At 71.6% G+C, this 17,050-nt stretch carries 19 protein-coding genes; 5 read left to right on the plus strand and 14 right to left on the minus strand.

Going from position 1 to position 17,050, the window contains the following annotated elements; genetic code table 11:
- The 4 genes from AOK03_RS13815 to AOK03_RS13830 all read right to left on the minus strand — a co-directional run.
- A partial coding sequence (locus AOK03_RS13815) for a hypothetical protein (protein ID WP_055565533.1) occupies positions 1–491 on the minus strand: 491 nt, incomplete at its 3' end.
- 197 nt (positions 492–688) lie between these two features.
- Entirely contained in the window at positions 689–940 is a 252-nt protein-coding gene (locus AOK03_RS13820; RefSeq protein ID WP_055565534.1) for a hypothetical protein, read from the minus strand.
- A 302-nt stretch (positions 941–1,242) separates the two neighbouring features.
- Positions 1,243–1,674 (minus strand): hypothetical protein, encoded by a 432-nt coding sequence (locus tag AOK03_RS13825; protein WP_055565535.1) that lies wholly within the window; start codon positions 1,672–1,674, stop codon positions 1,243–1,245.
- 147 nt (positions 1,675–1,821) lie between these two features.
- Positions 1,822–2,082 (minus strand): hypothetical protein, encoded by a 261-nt coding sequence (locus tag AOK03_RS13830; RefSeq protein WP_055565536.1) that lies wholly within the window; start codon positions 2,080–2,082, stop codon positions 1,822–1,824.
- Between the two features lie 315 nt (positions 2,083–2,397).
- On the opposite strand from AOK03_RS13830, the gene AOK03_RS13835 reads away from it, so the two are divergent.
- Positions 2,398–2,694: a hypothetical protein gene (locus AOK03_RS13835; protein WP_055565537.1), complete on the plus strand. Its 297-nt coding sequence runs from the start codon at positions 2,398–2,400 to the stop codon at positions 2,692–2,694.
- A gap of 9 nt (positions 2,695–2,703) precedes the next feature.
- Here the strand turns inward: AOK03_RS13835 and AOK03_RS43980 are convergent, their stop codons facing one another.
- A complete protein-coding gene (locus AOK03_RS43980) occupies positions 2,704–3,417 on the minus strand; it encodes a M23 family metallopeptidase (RefSeq protein WP_244177603.1) in 714 nt (237 codons plus the stop codon).
- Between the two features lie 94 nt (positions 3,418–3,511).
- Complete coding sequence (locus AOK03_RS13845) at positions 3,512–3,934, minus strand: STAS domain-containing protein (RefSeq protein ID WP_055565548.1); 423 nt, start codon at positions 3,932–3,934, stop codon at positions 3,512–3,514.
- Positions 3,935–4,191: 257 nt separating this feature from the next.
- On the opposite strand from AOK03_RS13845, the gene AOK03_RS13850 reads away from it, so the two are divergent.
- Positions 4,192–5,403, plus strand: a complete 1,212-nt coding sequence (locus AOK03_RS13850) for an FAD-dependent monooxygenase (RefSeq protein WP_055565538.1) — start codon at positions 4,192–4,194, stop codon at positions 5,401–5,403.
- A gap of 23 nt (positions 5,404–5,426) precedes the next feature.
- Here the strand turns inward: AOK03_RS13850 and AOK03_RS13855 are convergent, their stop codons facing one another.
- On the minus strand, positions 5,427–5,741 hold the full coding sequence (locus AOK03_RS13855) for a hypothetical protein (protein ID WP_157868943.1): 315 nt from the start codon (positions 5,739–5,741) through the stop codon (positions 5,427–5,429).
- A gap of 143 nt (positions 5,742–5,884) precedes the next feature.
- A complete protein-coding gene (locus AOK03_RS13860; protein WP_055565540.1) occupies positions 5,885–6,139 on the minus strand; it encodes a hypothetical protein in 255 nt (84 codons plus the stop codon).
- A gap of 182 nt (positions 6,140–6,321) precedes the next feature.
- On the opposite strand from AOK03_RS13860, the gene gad reads away from it, so the two are divergent.
- Positions 6,322–7,701 (plus strand): glutamate decarboxylase, encoded by a 1,380-nt coding sequence (gad, locus tag AOK03_RS13865; RefSeq protein ID WP_055565541.1) that lies wholly within the window; start codon positions 6,322–6,324, stop codon positions 7,699–7,701.
- 8 nt (positions 7,702–7,709) lie between these two features.
- On the opposite strand, the gene AOK03_RS42535 is transcribed toward gad, so the two are convergent.
- The 3 genes from AOK03_RS42535 to AOK03_RS13880 form a co-directional block, all read right to left on the minus strand.
- Complete coding sequence (locus tag AOK03_RS42535) at positions 7,710–8,249, minus strand: hypothetical protein (RefSeq protein WP_055565542.1); 540 nt, start codon at positions 8,247–8,249, stop codon at positions 7,710–7,712.
- Between the two features lie 89 nt (positions 8,250–8,338).
- The gene (locus AOK03_RS13875; protein ID WP_055565543.1) at positions 8,339–8,902 is read right to left on the minus strand and encodes a hypothetical protein; all 564 of its coding nucleotides are present in this window, start codon (positions 8,900–8,902) and stop codon (positions 8,339–8,341) included.
- 108 nt (positions 8,903–9,010) lie between these two features.
- On the minus strand, positions 9,011–9,460 hold the full coding sequence (locus AOK03_RS13880; protein WP_055565544.1) for a DoxX family protein: 450 nt from the start codon (positions 9,458–9,460) through the stop codon (positions 9,011–9,013).
- Positions 9,461–9,646: 186 nt separating this feature from the next.
- Here AOK03_RS13880 and AOK03_RS13885 point away from each other — a divergent pair, with 186 nt between their 5' ends.
- Entirely contained in the window at positions 9,647–10,870 is a 1,224-nt protein-coding gene (locus AOK03_RS13885; protein WP_055565545.1) for an amidohydrolase family protein, read from the plus strand.
- 82 nt (positions 10,871–10,952) lie between these two features.
- On the plus strand, positions 10,953–11,870 hold the full coding sequence (locus tag AOK03_RS13890; RefSeq protein ID WP_107097998.1) for an FkbM family methyltransferase: 918 nt from the start codon (positions 10,953–10,955) through the stop codon (positions 11,868–11,870).
- A 35-nt stretch (positions 11,871–11,905) separates the two neighbouring features.
- Here AOK03_RS13890 and AOK03_RS13895 read toward each other — a convergent pair whose 3' ends face one another.
- The 3 genes from AOK03_RS13895 to AOK03_RS13905 form a co-directional block, all read right to left on the minus strand.
- Positions 11,906–12,667 (minus strand): glycosyltransferase family 2 protein, encoded by a 762-nt coding sequence (locus tag AOK03_RS13895; protein ID WP_055565550.1) that lies wholly within the window; start codon positions 12,665–12,667, stop codon positions 11,906–11,908.
- Between the two features lie 5 nt (positions 12,668–12,672).
- Entirely contained in the window at positions 12,673–13,461 is a 789-nt protein-coding gene (locus tag AOK03_RS13900; protein WP_055565551.1) for a GntR family transcriptional regulator, read from the minus strand.
- 395 nt (positions 13,462–13,856) lie between these two features.
- Positions 13,857–17,050: WD40 repeat domain-containing protein (locus tag AOK03_RS13905; protein WP_055565546.1), on the minus strand; the 3,194-nt coding region annotated here is incomplete at its 5' end.

Consider the following 17,050-nt stretch of genomic DNA (forward strand, 5'->3'; position numbering starts at 1 on the left):
GCGGTGGTGTCGGGGAGCAGGGGGTCGGCGGGCAGCGCGGCCTCGTCCGTGGAGCCGATGCTGGTGGTCGAGGTGCACGGGGCGAACAGCTCGTTGCCCGCGAAGGCGGCCTTCACCGAGCGCGACGTACCCGCGGAGACGGCTACCGAGCAGCTGAAGGTGCCGCGGTCCGTGGTGCGGGCGTGGCAGCTCGCGGGGGTGGCGGCGGCCGCGTCGGTGACCTGCACGGTCAGCGGGATCCGGGCCAGCGGGAAGGAGAGCGTGGCGCCCTCGACGAGCCGCCCGGTGACCTTCACGCGGGCCGACTCCCCCGTGCTCACCTCCTCGGCCGAGAGCTCGGTGATGGCGGAGGCGGTGCGGGTGCTGTCGGCCTGCGCGGCGGCGGGCGGCGCGTCGCGGACGGTCAGGGCGGTGGCCGTGGTGGCGGTCCCGGTGGCGAGACAGGCGACGGCCAGGGCCACGCTGCCGAGCATGGTGCGGGGGGCGGGCATCAGAACTCCTTTTCGGGTCGGATCAGAGATTCGGGAGGGCCATTCATTTCGTATTGCTTACCGGACATCATTCGATGTGCTGAGCGATCTGCTCGCGCGTTCCTTCGAAGGGGTCGGCATACGGCCTCAAGCACGGCAGGCCCCGAGGAATCGCTCCTCGGGGCCTGCCGCCCGACGGCTCTCGTGGAGCCGCTGGGTCAGGAATGCGAACCGGTCGCGTTGCCCGTCGCACCGGTGGAGTTGGCGGTCTTCGAGGACTTCAGGAAGTAGGCCGTGCCGTCCTCGCTGAAGCCGCTCTTCGTCTTGGAAGACGTACCGCCGTAGACGGTCGCGGAGTTGTCGTGCTTCCCGTAGCCCGGACCGCCGTCGGCAGACGCGACGGTGGCGCCACCGAGGACGACCGGTACGACAACAGCTCCAACAGCGATCGCCTTGGCAAGCTTGCGCATGAGACGCATTCCCTTCGATTGGTTCGCGAGTATCGGAGTGGCCGTGCTCCCGGGGGCGGGAGGTTCAGGAACGGCCCTGACGGCCACGGTCAGAGCCCGCTCGCTGAGCCCTGCCGAGACCACCGTGAGCACGTCCGCGCAGATATGCCCGTCGAAAATTCCGGGCGGCTGCGGCAGGATCATCGGATCACCGTCGTCACACTGCGCTGACCTGCGATGACGATCTGTCACCACTCCGTCTCGTGGATTTCTCCCGTGTGCACTAAAGGGGTGACGACGGGATCGTGCGGCGCCCCGTCGGATCAGCGGGCCGTCTTCGTCGCGCCGGCCGACACCGCGGGCGAGAACAGCCCGAGCGACGCCGTGCCCAACGAGGCCGAGACCACGCACTCGTGGCCCCGGACGACCGGCGGGCCGCCCATCCGCGACGCCCGCACCCGCACCTCGCGCGAGGTGCCGTCGCAGACGGCCGCGGCGGTGCCCTTGAAGACGCCGCCCCCCTGGGTGTCGGAGACGCCCACCTGCACCGAGTCCAGACCGGTCAGGGCGTCGCAGCGGTAGCGGACGTGCACGGACGGCTCACCGGCACCGGCCGTCAGCCGCGTCACCGTGACGCTGTCGGCCGCCTGGGCCGGGGCCGCGCCGCTCAGCGCGACCGCGGTCGGCAGCGCGCACAGCAGGGCGGCCCGCAGCGCGAACCGCGCCGCGTACCGGCCTTTCTGAAGAGTTCTCATCACACTCCTGCTCCATCTTCTGCTTCTGCTTCTGCTTCGTGTTCGTGTTCGTCGGAACGCAAGACGGCGTGTGCCGCCGTGAGCGACACACGCCGTCTCGTGCTGCCACGCAGACTCAGCACACGGGCCAGAGGCCCCGCACCTGCGTCAGGAGTGCGACCCGGTGCCGCTGCCCGTGGCGCCGGTCGGGCCCGCGGTGCGGGTGACCTTGTGGAAGTAGGCCTTGCCGTCCTCCGTGAAGCCACTTTCGACCTTGGTGCACGAACCACCGTTCGCGTTGGCCGAGTTCATGGCCTTCTCGTAGGCGGGCCCGTCGTGGGCCGGCGCCGCGGAGGCGAGGCCCGCACCACCCAGCACGAGGGGAGCGACGAGGGCGCCGACCGCTGCGGCCTTGGCAAAGCTGCGCATCAGAGTTTCCTTTCGGGGAACGGGAGCACACAGGCACGGGCGTGCCGCGTGCAGACCCAAGCTGGACCGGATCGGTGGCGTCCGCGCGCGGGGAGCCGATCGGTGCCGCGACCGCACGTGTGAACGAGAACGGGTGTGTACGGCTGTGACCTGGGGCGACGTGGGGGGAGACGTGATGGGGGAGAAGTAGCCCGGCCGGGTGGCCGACGGCCCGTGACCCGGCGTACCGCTCGCATCCGGCGCGGCGGCTGCGCTTCCCGGGTGAGGGTGGCGCCGAAGCCGTGACTTTCGCGGAGCCCGGCAGGTTCTGGGGACATGACATCAGCACGACGACTCATCGCCGCCGTCTCGCTGGCCGCCGGAGCAGCGGCCCTGGCCGCGCCGGCCGCCCAGGCGTCCGCCCCCGTCCCCGCCCCCGACGCGGGGAAGCTCTCGGTGCTCAGCACCGTCGACGACCTCGCCACGTCGGGCATGCCCGAGGAGCAGCGCGCCCAGATGCCGACCATGGAGAGTCAGCTCTCCGGCCTCAACCAGGTGCACGAGTTGAACCAGCTGCACCAGCTGACGGACCTGGTGGCCCCGGTCACGAACGCGCTGCCCGCCGTTCAGTAGCCCTGACGGTCACAGGAGCCGCACCCCGCGGCTTGCCAGGTAACTCACCGGATTGATGTCCGATCCGTACTCGCGGCGGGCCCGTACCTCCAGGTGGAGGTGCGGGCCCGTGGCACGTCCGGTGGCGCCGCTCCTGCCGAGGAAGGTTCCGGCGCCGATCCGTGCCCCCTCGCGGACCGCGATGGTCGACAGGTGGGCCACGAGGGCGAAGTGGCCGTCCGGCATCCGCACGGTCACGGCGTTGCCGTACGCGCCGGACCACCGCGCGACGAGTACGACGCCGGAGCCCACCGCGTAGACGGGCGTCCCCTGCGGAACGGCCAGATCGATGCCCGTGTGGTGCCCGGCGAGCCAGTCGCCGCGCACCCCGTAGGGCGCGGTGACGCGGAATCCGCGGCGCAGGGGCATCGCGTACTGCTGGGGAGGCCCGTCGGGGAGGCCGCGGGTCTCGTCCGCGGCGAAGCGGTCGTCCGCCTCGGACAGGGCCGCCTCGAACTCGGCGTCGTATTCACCGGTACAGACGTGGCCCAACGGGTCGGAGGGGTCGGACGGGGTCGAAGGGTCCAACGGGTCGGAGGGGTCGGACGCCGCCCCGCCCGGCCGGGCTGCGGCGCGGGAGGCCGTCAGCGGTACCGCCCCGCCGACCAGCAGCGCCACGGCGGCCCCCAGAGCACGGCGTCGTGTGGTGGCCGTTCTCGGCACGCTCGCTATGTCGTGTTCCATGTCCGCCACCTCACTGGTGACGGGTCCTGATCGCATCTCGGGGAGAGCCGCCTGGCGTACACCGCGACCCGCGCCCTGATCCGCCGGACAGGCCCTAGGCCGGCGGGGACACGCCCTCGTCCGTACTGCGCTCGGCGGGCGGCGGCCAGTGCGGACGGGCGGGCTCCGGCAGGGAGCGCAGCGCCTGGCCGACCGAGGTGTGCGCCGAGAACAGGGCCGTGCTCCCGCTGTGTTCGAGCAGCGTGGCGAGCCGGCGGCCCACGCCCGCGAGCATGAGGTCGCCCGCTCTCCGCCGCAGGAGCCAGTGCAGGGCGAGCAGACAGTTCAGACCGCGCGAGTCGCAGAACGTCAGCGCGGTCACGTCGAGGACGATGTGGCGCCTGCCCGCGTCGAGGGCGGCGGCCAGCGTGTCCATGAAGAACTTCTCGGACGTCTGGTCGAGTTCGCCGCTGAGCCGCAGCACGGAGCAGAGGTCGGAGTCGGCGAGGCCCGCGATGGACAGACGGTGGGTCGGCATGCCCATCACACCTCCGGAGGCCGACATCGAGTGCGGGACCGGCGACGCGTCCGGACCGGCTCGGGCGATCTGCTCTCCGGGTATACAGGATCGACCGGACGGAGTCAGCCCTCTGGGGGCAAGTCACAGCTGACACCCGTGTCCGCCCGGCCGCCCGGGAAAAGGCGATTCACCCGTCCGTCCGGCAGTGTGGACCACTCCGCACGCGCCGCCGCCCCTTACGTTGTTGCTCCTCCGGCAGACAAACAGGAGCGCGCGTGAAGATCGATTGCGTCGGTGGCGGGCCCGCCTCCCTGTACCTGGCCATCCTCGCCAAACTCCAGGAACCGGCCCACGAGGTGACGGTCCACGAGCGGCACGCGGCCGGCACCAGCTACGGCTGGGGCGTGACGTACTGGCCCGACCTCCTCGCCGACCTGCACGCCCACGACCCCGAGTCGGCGCGGCTCATCGAGGAGCAGTCCGTGTGCTGGAGCGGCGGGTTCGCCTACGTCGGCGACCGCACCACCGCGCACGACGGCGACCCCGGGCACGCGATCGGCCGTCACCGGCTGCGGACCGTCCTCGCCGACCGGGCCCGCGCACTGGGCGTGCGCCTGGAGTTCGGCAGCGAGATCGGCAGTCGCGCCGACCTGCCCGACGCGGACCTCGTCGTCGCCGGTGACGGGGCGCACAGCAGGCTCCGCACGGAGCAGGCGGCGGAGTTCGGCACCCGGGTGACCACCGGCGCCAACCGCTTCATCTGGCTCGGCACGACCCGGGTCTTCACGGCGTTCACCTTCGCCTTCGTCGAGACCGAACACGGCTGGATCTGGTGTTACGCGTACGGCTTCAGCGCCGAGCACAGCACCTGCGTCGTGGAGTGCTCCGCCACGACCTGGTCGGCCCTGGGGTTCGACCGGCTCGACCACGCCGAGGCCCTGCGCCTGCTGGAGAGGCTCTTCGCGGACCTGCTCGAAGGACACGAGCTCCTCGGCCGCAAGGACATCGAGAGCCACGCCCAGTGGCAGGCCTTCCCGACCGTCACCAACACGGCCTGGTCGCACGGCAACCTCGCGCTGATCGGCGACGCCGCCCACACCACGCACTACTCGATCGGTGCGGGCACCACCCTCGCGCTCCGCGACGCGATGAGCCTGGCCCGCGCGGTGGGCTCCGCCGGGCCGCGGGAGCTGCCCGCCGCCCTCGCCGCGTACGAGCAGGACCGCAGACAGGCCCTGCTCTCGGTGCAGAGCGCCGCGCGGCACAGCGCCCAGTGGTACGAGAACCTGCCCCGCTACATGAGCCTTGAGCCGCACCGGATGTTCGCCCTGCTCGGCCAACGCCACTCGCCCCTCCTGCCCCACGTGCCGCCGCAGCTCTACTTCCACGTCGACCAGGCCGTCGGCCGCCTCCAGGCCCTGCGCTGGCTCAAGCAGCGCCTGGGCCCCCGCCTCGCCCGCACCCTGCAGAGCCGCCGCACGCCGTAGGGCACTCCGGCGCCGGAGTGGCCCTAGACGGGATGCTGGTCGCGGGCCAGCCGGGTGAGCGTGCGGATCAGCTCGTCCGACCGGTGCCCGGCCGCCGGGTGCACGATCAGTGCGCTCGGCAGACCGAGGCCGCGCGCCCGGTGGACGACCGAGGCCGCGTCCGCGGGCAAGGCGGTGAGGTCGACGACCAGCGCGTCCGGCAGCAGCACCCGGGCCCGGGCCAGGGCGAGGGAGCTGTCGTGGGTGTGGGACAGGACGCACACCTCGGGGATGCTCTCGATCCGGGCGATCAGCTCCTTCGCCCGCTGTCGCCCGACCAGCACCAGCACCGTCAGCACGCCCTCCATTTTCCTCCCGGCCGGCGTGCGTGTCCTGAGCGGACCGTCCGGTGCCGACGCGCGGACAGCACGAAGCACCGGCGCCGACGGGCCCATGAGTCCGTCGGCGCCGGTGCTTCGCGCTGCTTCCTGCTGCTTCTTTCCTACTGCCCGTGGGCGGCCGTCGAGCCGGTCTGCACCGACTTCATGCCGGTCTCGACCACCGTCAGACCCGTCTTGCCCCCGTCCAGCACGTCCCGGCCCGTCTCGGCCGGGTTCACCAGGGTCTCGCCGACGACCCGGCCCACGTTGCGTGCCCCGTCGCCGGAGGAGGTGACGGCGGCGTGGGCGGGAGCGGCAGCGGCGACGGCGGCGGCCGTCAGGGTCAGGGCGGTGAGCATGCGCTTCGAGGTGTTCATGGTCTTTCAAACGGCACAGAGCGCCGGAAGGTGCGCCGACATCGCCGGTGACCCGGGCAATTCCACCGTCCGAGCGATCCGCGCCTTTACCCGCTTCTTCTGTTCCGTCTGTGAGGGTGGGATCCGTTCACATCCGCTCTGAGGCGAATCCGAGGCGAATCCGAGGCGAAAGGAACACCATCGTGGGGCTTCACCAGGTGTCCACCGGGACCCGTCAGACGTACGACGACGTCTACAGCACACCGATAAGCGCACGGAGCCTGGCCGCGCACCGCGTCCCGGAGCACAGCTCCGACCCTCGCGCGGTGGCGGCGATGGTCAAGGACGAACTGGCGCTCGACGGCAACTCGTCGCAGAACCTGGCCACCTTCTGCACGACGTGGGCGGAGCCGGAGGTGCACCACCTCATGGACGTCTGCATGGACAAGAACATGGTCGACAAGGACGAGTACCCGCAGACCGCGGAGATCGAGTCCCGCTGCGTCCACATGCTCGCCGACCTGTGGAACTCCCCGGAGGGGGACACCACCATGGGCTGTTCCACCACCGGGTCCAGCGAGGCGGGCATGCTCGGCGGCCTCGCGCTCAAGTGGCGCTGGCGCGAGGCGCGCAGGGCGGCGGGCAAACCGGCGGACCGGCCCAACCTCGTCTGCGGTCCGGTGCAGGTGTGCTGGGAGAAGTTCGCCCGCTACTTCGACGTGGAGCTGCGCCAGGTCCCACTGGAGCCCGGCGCGACGGGCCTGCGGCCGCACCAGCTGCGCGAGTACGTCGACGAGAACACCATCGGCGTCATCGCGATCCTCGGCGTCACCTTCACCTGTGACTACGAACCCGTCGCGGAGATCGCCGCCGAGCTCGACGCCATCCAGGCGGACACCGGCCTCGACGTGCCGATCCACGTGGACGCGGCGAGCGGCGGCTTCGTGGCGCCCTTCCTGCAGCCGGACCTGGTCTGGGACTTCCGGGTGGACCGCGTCGTCTCCATCAACTCCTCGGGCCACAAGTACGGCATGGCGCCGCTCGGCGTCGGCTGGATCGTCTGGCGCACGGCGGACCACCTCCCCGAGGACCTCGTCTTCCGCGTCGACTACCTCGGCGGCGACATGCCCACCTTCGCCCTGAACTTCTCCCGCCCCGGCGGCGAGATCGTCGCGCAGTACTACACGCTGCTGCGGCTCGGCCACGAGGGATACCGCAAGGTGTACGAGGCGTGTGCGGCGAGCGCGCGGGCGCTGGCCGACGAGGTCGCGGCCATGGGCCCCTTCACGCTCCTCTACGACGGCCGCGGCGCGCTGCCCGCCGTCTCCTGGACCCTCGCCGAGGGCGGTGCGGCCGGATTCACGCTCTACGACCTGACGGAGCAGCTGCGCACCCGGGGCTGGCTGGTCCCGGCGTACCCCCTGCCGCCCAAGCGGCAGGAGACCGTGGTCCAGCGGGTCCTGGTCAGGCACGGCATCGGGTACGACAAGATCATGCTGCTCGCCAAGGACCTGCGGGCGGCCGTGGACCGGCTGGCCGGCGGGTCGACGGGGGCGCCGGAGACGCCCGGGTTCCACCACTGACCCCCTGGTCAGAAGTGCATCATCGACATCAGCTCGGGGCTGCGCATCCCGGCCGACATCTCCGGGAGCCGCTGCCCCGGCCGCATCCATCCCGCGCGCTCGGCGGCCGCGACGGCGTCCGCCTCGGCCTCGTCCGCCGCGGTGTTCAGGGCCTCGTCCGCGCCGAGGCCATCGCGCCCCGCCGCGGCCGAGGCGGCCTGCGACGCCCTGAGCGCGGCACGGCAGGCGGCGAGGGCGAGTTCGCCTTCGCCGTCGTGGAGTTTGCCCATCTGGGCGGCCTGGGCCGCGGAGGCGGCGGCGTTGCGCGCGCAGCGCGAGTCCGCCGCCGGGTCGGGTGCGCTCTCCGACAGCACGGCGAGGGCCTGGAGGGAGACGCGGGCCGCGTGCGCGGCTTTCCAGACGACGTTCTCCTGCGCGTCGTGCCGCTCGACGTAGTGGCAGATCGACGCGGCGCGGAAGGCGGCGCTCTTGGCGCGTGCGGCGTGGCCCGCCCGGAGGCCCGCCCGGAGGTCCGTCTCGGGCTGTTCGTCGTGGCTGCGGTCGGTCATGACCATCTCCTCGTCCGCGGGCGGCCCGGTGCCGGGTCTGCGGCAGGGTGACATGTCCGGCTTCAACAGGCCATACGTACGGGGGCACTTCAAAGAGAAGCGCTCCCAGCGCCCCCAGCGCCCCCGGCGCGCTCCCGCGGCGGCAGCAGAAGGTCCCGCTCGGGGTGCTTCTCGCCCGTGACGCTGCCCTGGATGCCGAGGTCCCGCCGCGCCGCCTCGTGGAAGTCGTTGATCTGCCGGAACGCGGCGCGGTTCCGCTCGCGCCACTCGCCGAGGCTCCCGGTGATCCGGCCCGTGGCCTGCCAGTCGATCTCGGCGACCGTGGCGTTGAGCTCGTGCCCCGCCTCGATGGCGTCGTCGCCGCCCAGCAGCATGACCCGCTCGAAGGCGCTGCCCCAGACCCGTCCCGCGACGGCGAGGTCCTCGCGGAGTTCCGGTTCCGTCCGGTCGCTGTCGCGGAGGTTCTCGCGGAACTCGTAGAGCCGGACGGCCAGGGCGACCCGCGCCTTCGCCGCGTCGACGTAGGCGCCGTACGCCTCCACCTTCTTGTCGTCCCAGCGGGTCAGGAGCTGGTGCCGGTTGCGGCTGCGCTCCATCAGGTAGTTGGTCGCGTGGGTCGACAGCGCGCCGAGCAGCACCGCGCCCACGGTCACGAGTTGCTCCCCGGTTCCCAACCCGCCCCCAGCCCACGCCCTTTGAGATGACCCGAAGATCTTACGAGGCTCACGAGGCCGGTCGGGCGCGGGCGTTCGCGCCGGGGCTCAGACGAGGATTCCCAGGGCCGAGTCCAGCGACCACGTCTGCCAGCTCCAGGTGAAGAAGGCGACCAGCGAGGCCAGCGCCATCATGAGGTTCTGCCCCTGCTCGGCCCAGTCGTGGATCATCAGGACGAAGTAGACGAGGTTGAGGACCAGTCCGCAGACCAGGGCGATCGGCGTGAGGAATCCGACGATCAGGCCGAGGCCCAGGGCCAGTTCGGCGTAGGCGACGACGTACGCCATCACGCGCGGCCGCGGTTTCACCACCACGTCGAAACCGTCGCGCACCAGCGACCACCGGTGCTTCTCGGCGATGCCCGCGGCCCAGCCGATGCCGCCACCGCCGAACCACTCCTTCTTGTCCTTGTGGCGCCAGCTCTCCAGCCACCACAGGCCGATTCCGATCCGGAGTACGGCCACCCACTCGGCTCCGCCGAGCCAGATCGTCTGCATCGAGGGTCCTCCCAAGGCAACCTGACGGGGCGTCAGTTCAGCGGATCGGGCCGCGACGCGCAAGGGGTCGAGTTGTGGGCGCACGCTTGCCGTCGGCGACGGCGAGGCCATAACCTCGATCCGATGGAATCTGATGGAGCGTCAGATTTGGGTCGGGGAAACCGGCAGGCAGTAGGGGGCACAACAGTGGTCAGCAGCGAGGTCGGCACCAAGGAACTCCCCCGGGTCATCAGCGTGGACGACCACGTGATCGAGCCCGCACACCTCTTCGACAAATGGCTTCCCGGCAAGTACCGCGACCGGGGCCCGAAGCCCTTCACCGCGGGCATCGGCGAGCTGGAGTACATCGGCGGCAAGTACAAGTTCACGACCGACCCGGCGGGACAGATCACCGACTGGTGGGAGTACGAGGGCAGCATCTTCCCGTACAAACGCATCATCGCCGCCGTCGGCTTCTCGCGCGACGAGATGACGCTGGACGGCATCACCCGCGAGCAGATGCGCCGGGGCTGCTGGGATCCGAAGGCCCGTCTGGCGGACATGGACGTCAACCACGTCGAGGCGTCCCTCTGCTTCCCGACCTTCCCCCGCTTCTGCGGGCAGACCTTCTCCGAGGCCAAGGACAAGGAGGTCGGCCTCGCCTGCGTCCGGGCGTACAACGACTGGATGGTCGAGGAGTGGTGCGGCGACAGCGGCGGCCGGCTCATCCCGCTGTGCCTGATCCCGCTCTGGGACGTGGACCTCGCCGTCGCCGAGATCAAGCGCAACGCCGCGCGCGGGGTGCGGGCCGTCACCTTCAGCGAGATCCCGACGTACCTGGGTCTGCCGTCGATCCACTCCGGATACTGGGACCCGTTCTTCGCGGCCTGCGAGGAGACCGGGACCGTGGTGAACATGCACATCGGCTCGTCGTCGCAGATGCCGGCCGCCTCCCCGGACGCGCCGCCCGCGGTCCAGGCCTCGCTCTCCTTCAACAACGCGATGGCGTCGATGATGGACTTCCTCTTCAGCGGCGTCCTGGTGAAGTTCCCGCGGCTCAAACTCGCCTACAGCGAGGGCCAGATGGGCTGGATCCCGTACGCCCTGGAACGCGCCGACGACGTGTGGGAGGAGCACCGGGCGTGGGGCGGCGTGAAGGACCTGGTTCCGGAGCCCCCGTCGACGTACTACTACCGGCAGATCTTCTGCTGCTTCTTCCGCGACAAGCACGGCATCGACGCGATCGAGACCGTCGGCGTCGACAACGCCACCTTCGAGACGGACTACCCGCACGTCGACTCCACCTGGCCGCACACCAAGGAGGTCGCGGCCGAGCACGTCGGCCACCTCCCGGAGGAGGTCGCCTACAAGCTGCTGCGCGGGAACGCGATCCGCATGCTGGACCTGCCGTTCGACCGGGCCTGGAGGTAGGGGGCGGGGGAGGGGCGGATACGGTTCATCCGACGAGCGCGACCGCGACCGCGGCGGAGGCGCGCGACGGAGAGGCGATCGGATGAGCACCCCCCTTTCGGAGACGATGGTCACGCTCGGCCGCCGGTACGTGCGTGACGCCCCCGGCACCTTCGGCAAGGCGGCGCTGGCCGCCCGGTTCCTGAACCCACGTCTGCGGGAGCACCCCCGGCGCCGGGTCGTCACCGACCTGTACGGCCACCGGTTCGCCGTCGACACCCAGGACCTGATCCAGCGCTACGTGTACCTGTTCGGCGCCTGGGAGCCGCACATGACGCGGTGGCTGCGCGGGCGCCTCGGGGCCGGGGACGTCTTCGTCGACGTCGGCGCGAACGTGGGCTACTTCGCCGTCCTGGGGGCCGGGCTCGTCGGGCCCCGGGGCCGGGTCGTGGCGATCGAGGCCTCGCCCGCGTTCCACGACCGCGTGCTGCGGAACGCGGAGCTGAACGGGCACGCCAACATCCGCGCGGTCAACGCCGCCGTGTCGGACGCGCACAAGCGGCTCACGTTCATCCTCGCCAGCTCGAACAACATGGGCGCGAACAGCATCGTCCCGTACGACGGGCCCGCCGAGTCCACCTTCGAGGCGGAGGCCTCGCCGCTGCCCGAGCTCCTGGAGCCCGCGGAGCTCGCCGAGGCGCGCGTGATCAAGATCGACGTGGAAGGGGCGGAGGGCGGTGTCGTCCGGGGCCTCGCGCCGGCCCTCGACCGCCTCCGCGACGACGTGGAGATCGCCGTCGAGGTGACGCCGGACCGCATGGAGCAACTCGGCGACTCCGTGGAGGAGTTGATGAAGACGATGCGCGAGGCGGGTTTTCACGCGTACCGGCTGGTCAACGAGTACGCGCCCGACACCTACCCGGGCGCGATCCGCAGCCCCGCCCCGCCGGTGCGGTGGCGGGAGCCGGTCGTCGGCGAGACCGAGCTGGTCTTCTCCCGGATCGACGCCGAGACGCTCTGACCCGGGGGCGGCGGCGGAACGCGCCCGCGGCGGCGTCAGCCCGCCGACGCGGGGAAGCGCCACCCGAACGCGGACAGTGCCCTGGCCCGCTCCGCCACCACCGCCATGCGCGCGTCCCGTTCCTCCGTGTCGGTGTGCGCGCTCTGGCCCGTCACCTGGCCCTCCCACTTGCGGTAGAGCAGGCCCACCTCGGACGAGAACCAGCCGCGCGCGACGGAGTTGAGGGCCAGCAGCAGGCCCGTGTCCTCCGAGGCGGGCAGCGCCATCCAGCCGCCCAGGGCGACGAGCAGATCGCGGCGGACGAAGAGCGTCGCGGGGTGGACCGGCGCCCGGTAGCCGTGCTCCGTCCAGTAGTCGATCACCGTCATGCGCTCGACGGGGCCGTGCTCCGGATCGCCGGGGAACCCGGCCGTGGAGCCGTCGGGCAGCAGATCGAGCACCCGTGAGGTGGCCCAGCCGATCGCCGGGTCCCCTTCGAGCGCCGCGAGATCGCGGGCCAGCGCGCCGGGAGCGAGCTGGTCGTCGGCGTCCAGGACCTTCACGTACTCCCCGTCGGCGTGCGCGAGCGCCATGGTGCGCGCGACACCGGGACCACCGGCCCGCCCCTGCCGGAACGTGACCCGCTCGTCGTCCGGGACGTGCGGCGCGACCCGGTCGCTCCTGCCGTCCTCCTGGATGAGCCAGTGCCACTCCCACCCCTCGGGCAGCTCCTGCGCGCGGAGCGATTCGTACGCGTCGGACAGGAACGGGGCCGAGGGCGCGTGGACGGCAGTGACGATGATGATGCGCCGGCGCACGGCACTCACCACCTTTCCAGTGGAGTGGTGAAGACGGCTTCCGTGCGGTCGCCGGGCAGGGTGACGTGGGCGACCTCGACGACGCGGCCCGCCGTGTCGTACGACGTCTTGCGGAGCAGCAGCACGGACGTCCCGGGCGGCAGCTCCAGCTCGGCGGCCTCCTCCGGCGTGGGCGGCCGGGCGGTGAGGCGTTCCTCGACGCGGTCCAGCTCGATGCCGACGGTGGACAGCTGGTTCTGCGTGCCGCCGGGCCACGGCTCCTTGGTGTCGTCCAGGAGGTCCGGGTTGTGGGCCACCAGGTCGCGGACCAGGTAGGAGGTCGCCAGGTTGAACGGGGCGCTCTCGGCGGCGTAACGCGTCCGGTAGGAGCGCTCGATCAGGGGTGTCCCCTCCGGGACGGCGAAGGCCGCCGCGAGGTGTTCGTCCGCGCGGACCTCGCGGTACGCGGCGTGGAAGACGAGGTCCTGGAGTTCGAGCCCGGTGTCGCGCTCGGTGGCTCCGGTGCGCGCCCTGCGCCGCTGTGGCTGGTGCACACGGCTCTTCTCCCACTGGTGGCGGGAGTTGTCGCGGACGACGCCCGCGCGGGGCCTGCGGACGAAGTTGCCGCGCCCGTGCTCCTTCTCGATCAGCCCCTCCTCGCGCAGGAGACGGAGGGCGTCGCGGAGCGTCGGAACGCTGCGCCGGTACTGCTCGGCGAGCTTCGTCTCGGCGGGCAGCCGTTCCCCGGGCCGCAGCAGGCCCGCGCGGATGGAGCGGCGGATGTCGTCCGCTATCTGCTCGTATGCCTTCGGCATCGCGCTCACCAGTCCGTCGTCGGGGTTCCGGGCCACACCCTACGACTCCTAAAGAGGAGTTGACGAGCTCGACGGAAAGTTTCGGTACGAAACGATCTCGCGCCTTAAAGGTGGAGACCCGAAAGGTGAAGGGCGATCACTCGGGGAAAGCATCGTGCAAGCCGACGCAAATGGAAGGGCCCGATCGCTGGCGACGGGGGATGCACCAGCGATCGGGCTCTGTTCCAAGAGTAACAAGACTGAATGCATAGTGGGAGTCAACTCCACGAGCAAAGTATGGAGTTGTGATCGGGATCACGTGGTGCGTTGGACGGACGACAAGGCAGGCCGCGTGCCCGAACGGGCAAGTCAATGGCCGAAAAGACGTAGACCCGGGGCGGAAACGGGCATGCCCGTTACTCGTCGCACGGCGGCTCGTACGAGAGGCGGGGCAGATACTCATCCCATTTCTCCCGCGTCAGAACACCCCGAGTGGTCGAGCAAATACGGTTAACGGCTTCCTCGGTGTCCATGTTCCACAACCGGACGGTATCGGTGCCGCTCGCCACCCCCAGCATGTGGTTCTGCGGGCTGAAGGACAGGAAACTGCCCATCTTGGTGTTGGGGCTCATCGACTGGCCGATGGGGGAGGCGTCGGTGGGATCGGCGACGTTCCAGAGCCGGACCGTGTTGTCGTTGCCGCCGGTCGCCAGGGTGTGCCCGTCCGCGGAGAACGACAGCGACACCACCGCGTCGGTGTGGCCCGTGAGCGAGGCGTCCAGACGGACCGGCTCACGGGGATCGCCGATGTGCCAGAGCCGCACCGTGCCGTCGTCGCTGCCGCTGGCCAGCGTGCTCCCGTCCGGGCTGTAGACGACCGTGTTGACGGGACCCAGATGCCCCTTGAGGGGCGCACGGAACGGAGTGGCGCGCCGCGGATCGCTCACGTTCCAGAGCCGGACGGTGCCGTCCGCGCTGCCGCTGACCAGCGTGCGCCTGTCCTTGCCGAACGCGAGGGAGTTGACGTAGCCCTGGTGCCCGGTGAGCGGCCCGCCCAGCCTGCGCAGATGGGCGGGCGAAGTGACGTCCCACAGTTGGATGGTGCGGTCGGTGTAGGGGGTCGCGAGCGTGCGCCCGTCCCTGCTGAAGGCCAGCGCGGCCGCGAACCGGGTCCGCAGCCGGACGGGCGGCCCGTAGGCGACGGGGTGTTCCGGGTCGGCGACGTTCCACAGCTGCACCGCACGGTTCCCCGTGAGCACCGCGAGCGTCCGGCCGTCCGGTGAGAACACCGGCGCCCGGACCTGTCCCTCCCCGGGACGGAACGGCTTGCCGAGCGGCTCCGGCCGGTCGGGTCGCGCCACGTTCCACAGCCGGACCTTCTCGTCCCGCGAGGCCGTGGCGAGCACCTTCCCGTCGGGGCGGAACGCGCCGATCCGGCCGAGCATGTCCCCCGCCGAAATCGACCAGAGGCGGACCTTGTTGTCGCCGCTGCCGGTGGCCAGGGTCCGTCCGTCGGGGCTGAACCCGAGGGAGTACATCTCCCCGCTGCTGCCCGCCAGGGGCTCGCCGACCTGCGAGGGATGCTCCGGGTCGCGGACGTTCCACAGGCTGGCCGTGCTGTCCGCGCTCGCGGCCGCGAGCATGGTGCCCGCCGGATTGAAGGCCACCGACCACAGCGGCCCCGTGTGCCCGGTGAGCGGTGTGCCGAGCGCCTTCCCCCGTGCGGGGTCGGAGACGTCCCAGAGCCGGATCGTGTTGTCCGCGCCACCGCTGGCGAGCGTCGCGTCGTCGGGGCTGAAGGCCACGGAGTGCACCGTGGTCGAGTGACCCCGCAGCACCTTCTTGACGGGCTCGGGCCGCCGCGGATCGCCGGTTTCCCACAGCCTGATCGTGCCGTCGTCCCCGCCCGCCGCCAGCGTCCGGCCGTCGTGGCTGAACGCCACCGAGCGCACGGCTTCGGTGTGACCGGTCAACGTGGCGATCCGCCGCGGCCTGCGCGGCTCGTCCACGTCCCACAGCCGGACGGCCCGGTCCTCGTTGGCGGCGGCCAGCGTGCGCCCGTCCGGGCTGAAGGCGAGCAGATAGATGGCCCCGCCCTGCCCGGTCACGGGACTGCCCAGGAGCCGCGGACGGCGCGGGTCCCGCACGTTCCACAGCCGGATCGTGCCGTCGTCCGACGCGCTGGCCAGCGTGTTGCCGTCCGGGCTGAAGACCGCGGTGCTCACCCAGCTCTTGTGGCCGGTGAGCGGCTTGCCGAGCGGTTTGGGGTGCGCCGGGTCCGAGAGGTCCCACAGGCGCACGGTCCGGTCGTAGCTCGCGGTGGCCAGGAGCCGTCCGTTCGGGCTGAACGAGGTGAGGTAGACGGCGCCCTTGTGGCCGAGCAGCGGGGTGGCCAGCGGCGCGTTCACGATGGAGATCAGCCGGTTCTGCGTGCCCTTGTCACCGGGCCGCAGGCGGTGCGCCACCAGGTCCAGTTGCGCGGACAGGGACGGGTCCGTGTGCTGGGCGCGGTCCGCCTCGGCGACGACCTGCTCGAACACCGCGTCGTCCCGCTGCTGCCGGGCGACCACCGCCGACACGACGGCCACCATCGCCAGGACGACCAGGGTCGCCACCGCGCCCCGGCTGATCCAGACCATGCGCCTGCGCAGCCGCGCCGAGGCGGCCAGGAACTCCATGGCGCTGCGGGTCAGATACGTGTCCCCGGCACTGCCCGCCCAGGAGCGGGCCTGTTCGAGCCGGGAGCCCCGGTAGAGCAGCGACGAGTCGCGCTCGGAGTCCTCCCAGGACTTGCCGTCCTCCTCCAGCCGCTGCCGCAGCAGGTGGTCGTTCCTGTCCTCGTCGATCCAGTCCCGCAGCCGCGGCCAGGCGTGCAGCAGAGCCTCGTGGGTGATCTCCACGGTCTCCGCGTCGAGGGTCACGAGCCGGGCGCGGACCAGCGCTTCGAGGGACTCCTCCGTCTTGTGCGGGTCGCTCGACTCCTCCGCCAGCTGACGGCGCGTGCCCCGCCGCCGGGTGGCCTGGGTGTCCTCGCCGAGCCGGACCAGCCGCAGCAGGAGCAGTCGCGCGGCCGTGCGGGCCGCCGGGTCGAGACCGGACCAGGCACGCTCGGCGGTCGCCGCGACCGCGCCCTGGATGCCGCCCGCCGCGCGGTACCCGGCCAGGGTCAGCCGCCCCGTCTTCCGCCGCTGCCAGGTGGCGAGCAGCGCGTGGGACAGCAGCGGCAGCACACCGGCGTCGTGGGCCCCGCGGGGCCCGTCCGTGCTCACCTCCCGCACGATCAGCTCGGCGAGACCGGGTTCGAGTTCGAGCCCCACGGCCTTGGCGGGCCCGGTCACGGCCTTGCGCAGCTCCGCGGTGGTCAGCGGACCGAGCACCATGTGCCGGTGCTGCAGCGCGTCGGCGAGCTCGGGATAGCCGAGGCACTCCTCGTAGAAGTCGGCGCGTATCCCGAGCACCACGAGCGCGGGGGCCTGCGTGGCGCCGTCGGCGGGGGAGCAGGCGGCGTGGAGCACCTGGATGAAGGCGCGCCGGTCCGCTTCGTCCGGGCAGAGGGTGAAGGTCTCTTCGAACTGGTCGACGATGATGACGGGGCGGGTGGGGCGTACGG

The sequence above is a fragment of the Streptomyces atriruber genome (assembly GCF_001418325.1).
GTDB lineage: Bacteria > Actinomycetota > Actinomycetes > Streptomycetales > Streptomycetaceae > Streptomyces > Streptomyces atriruber.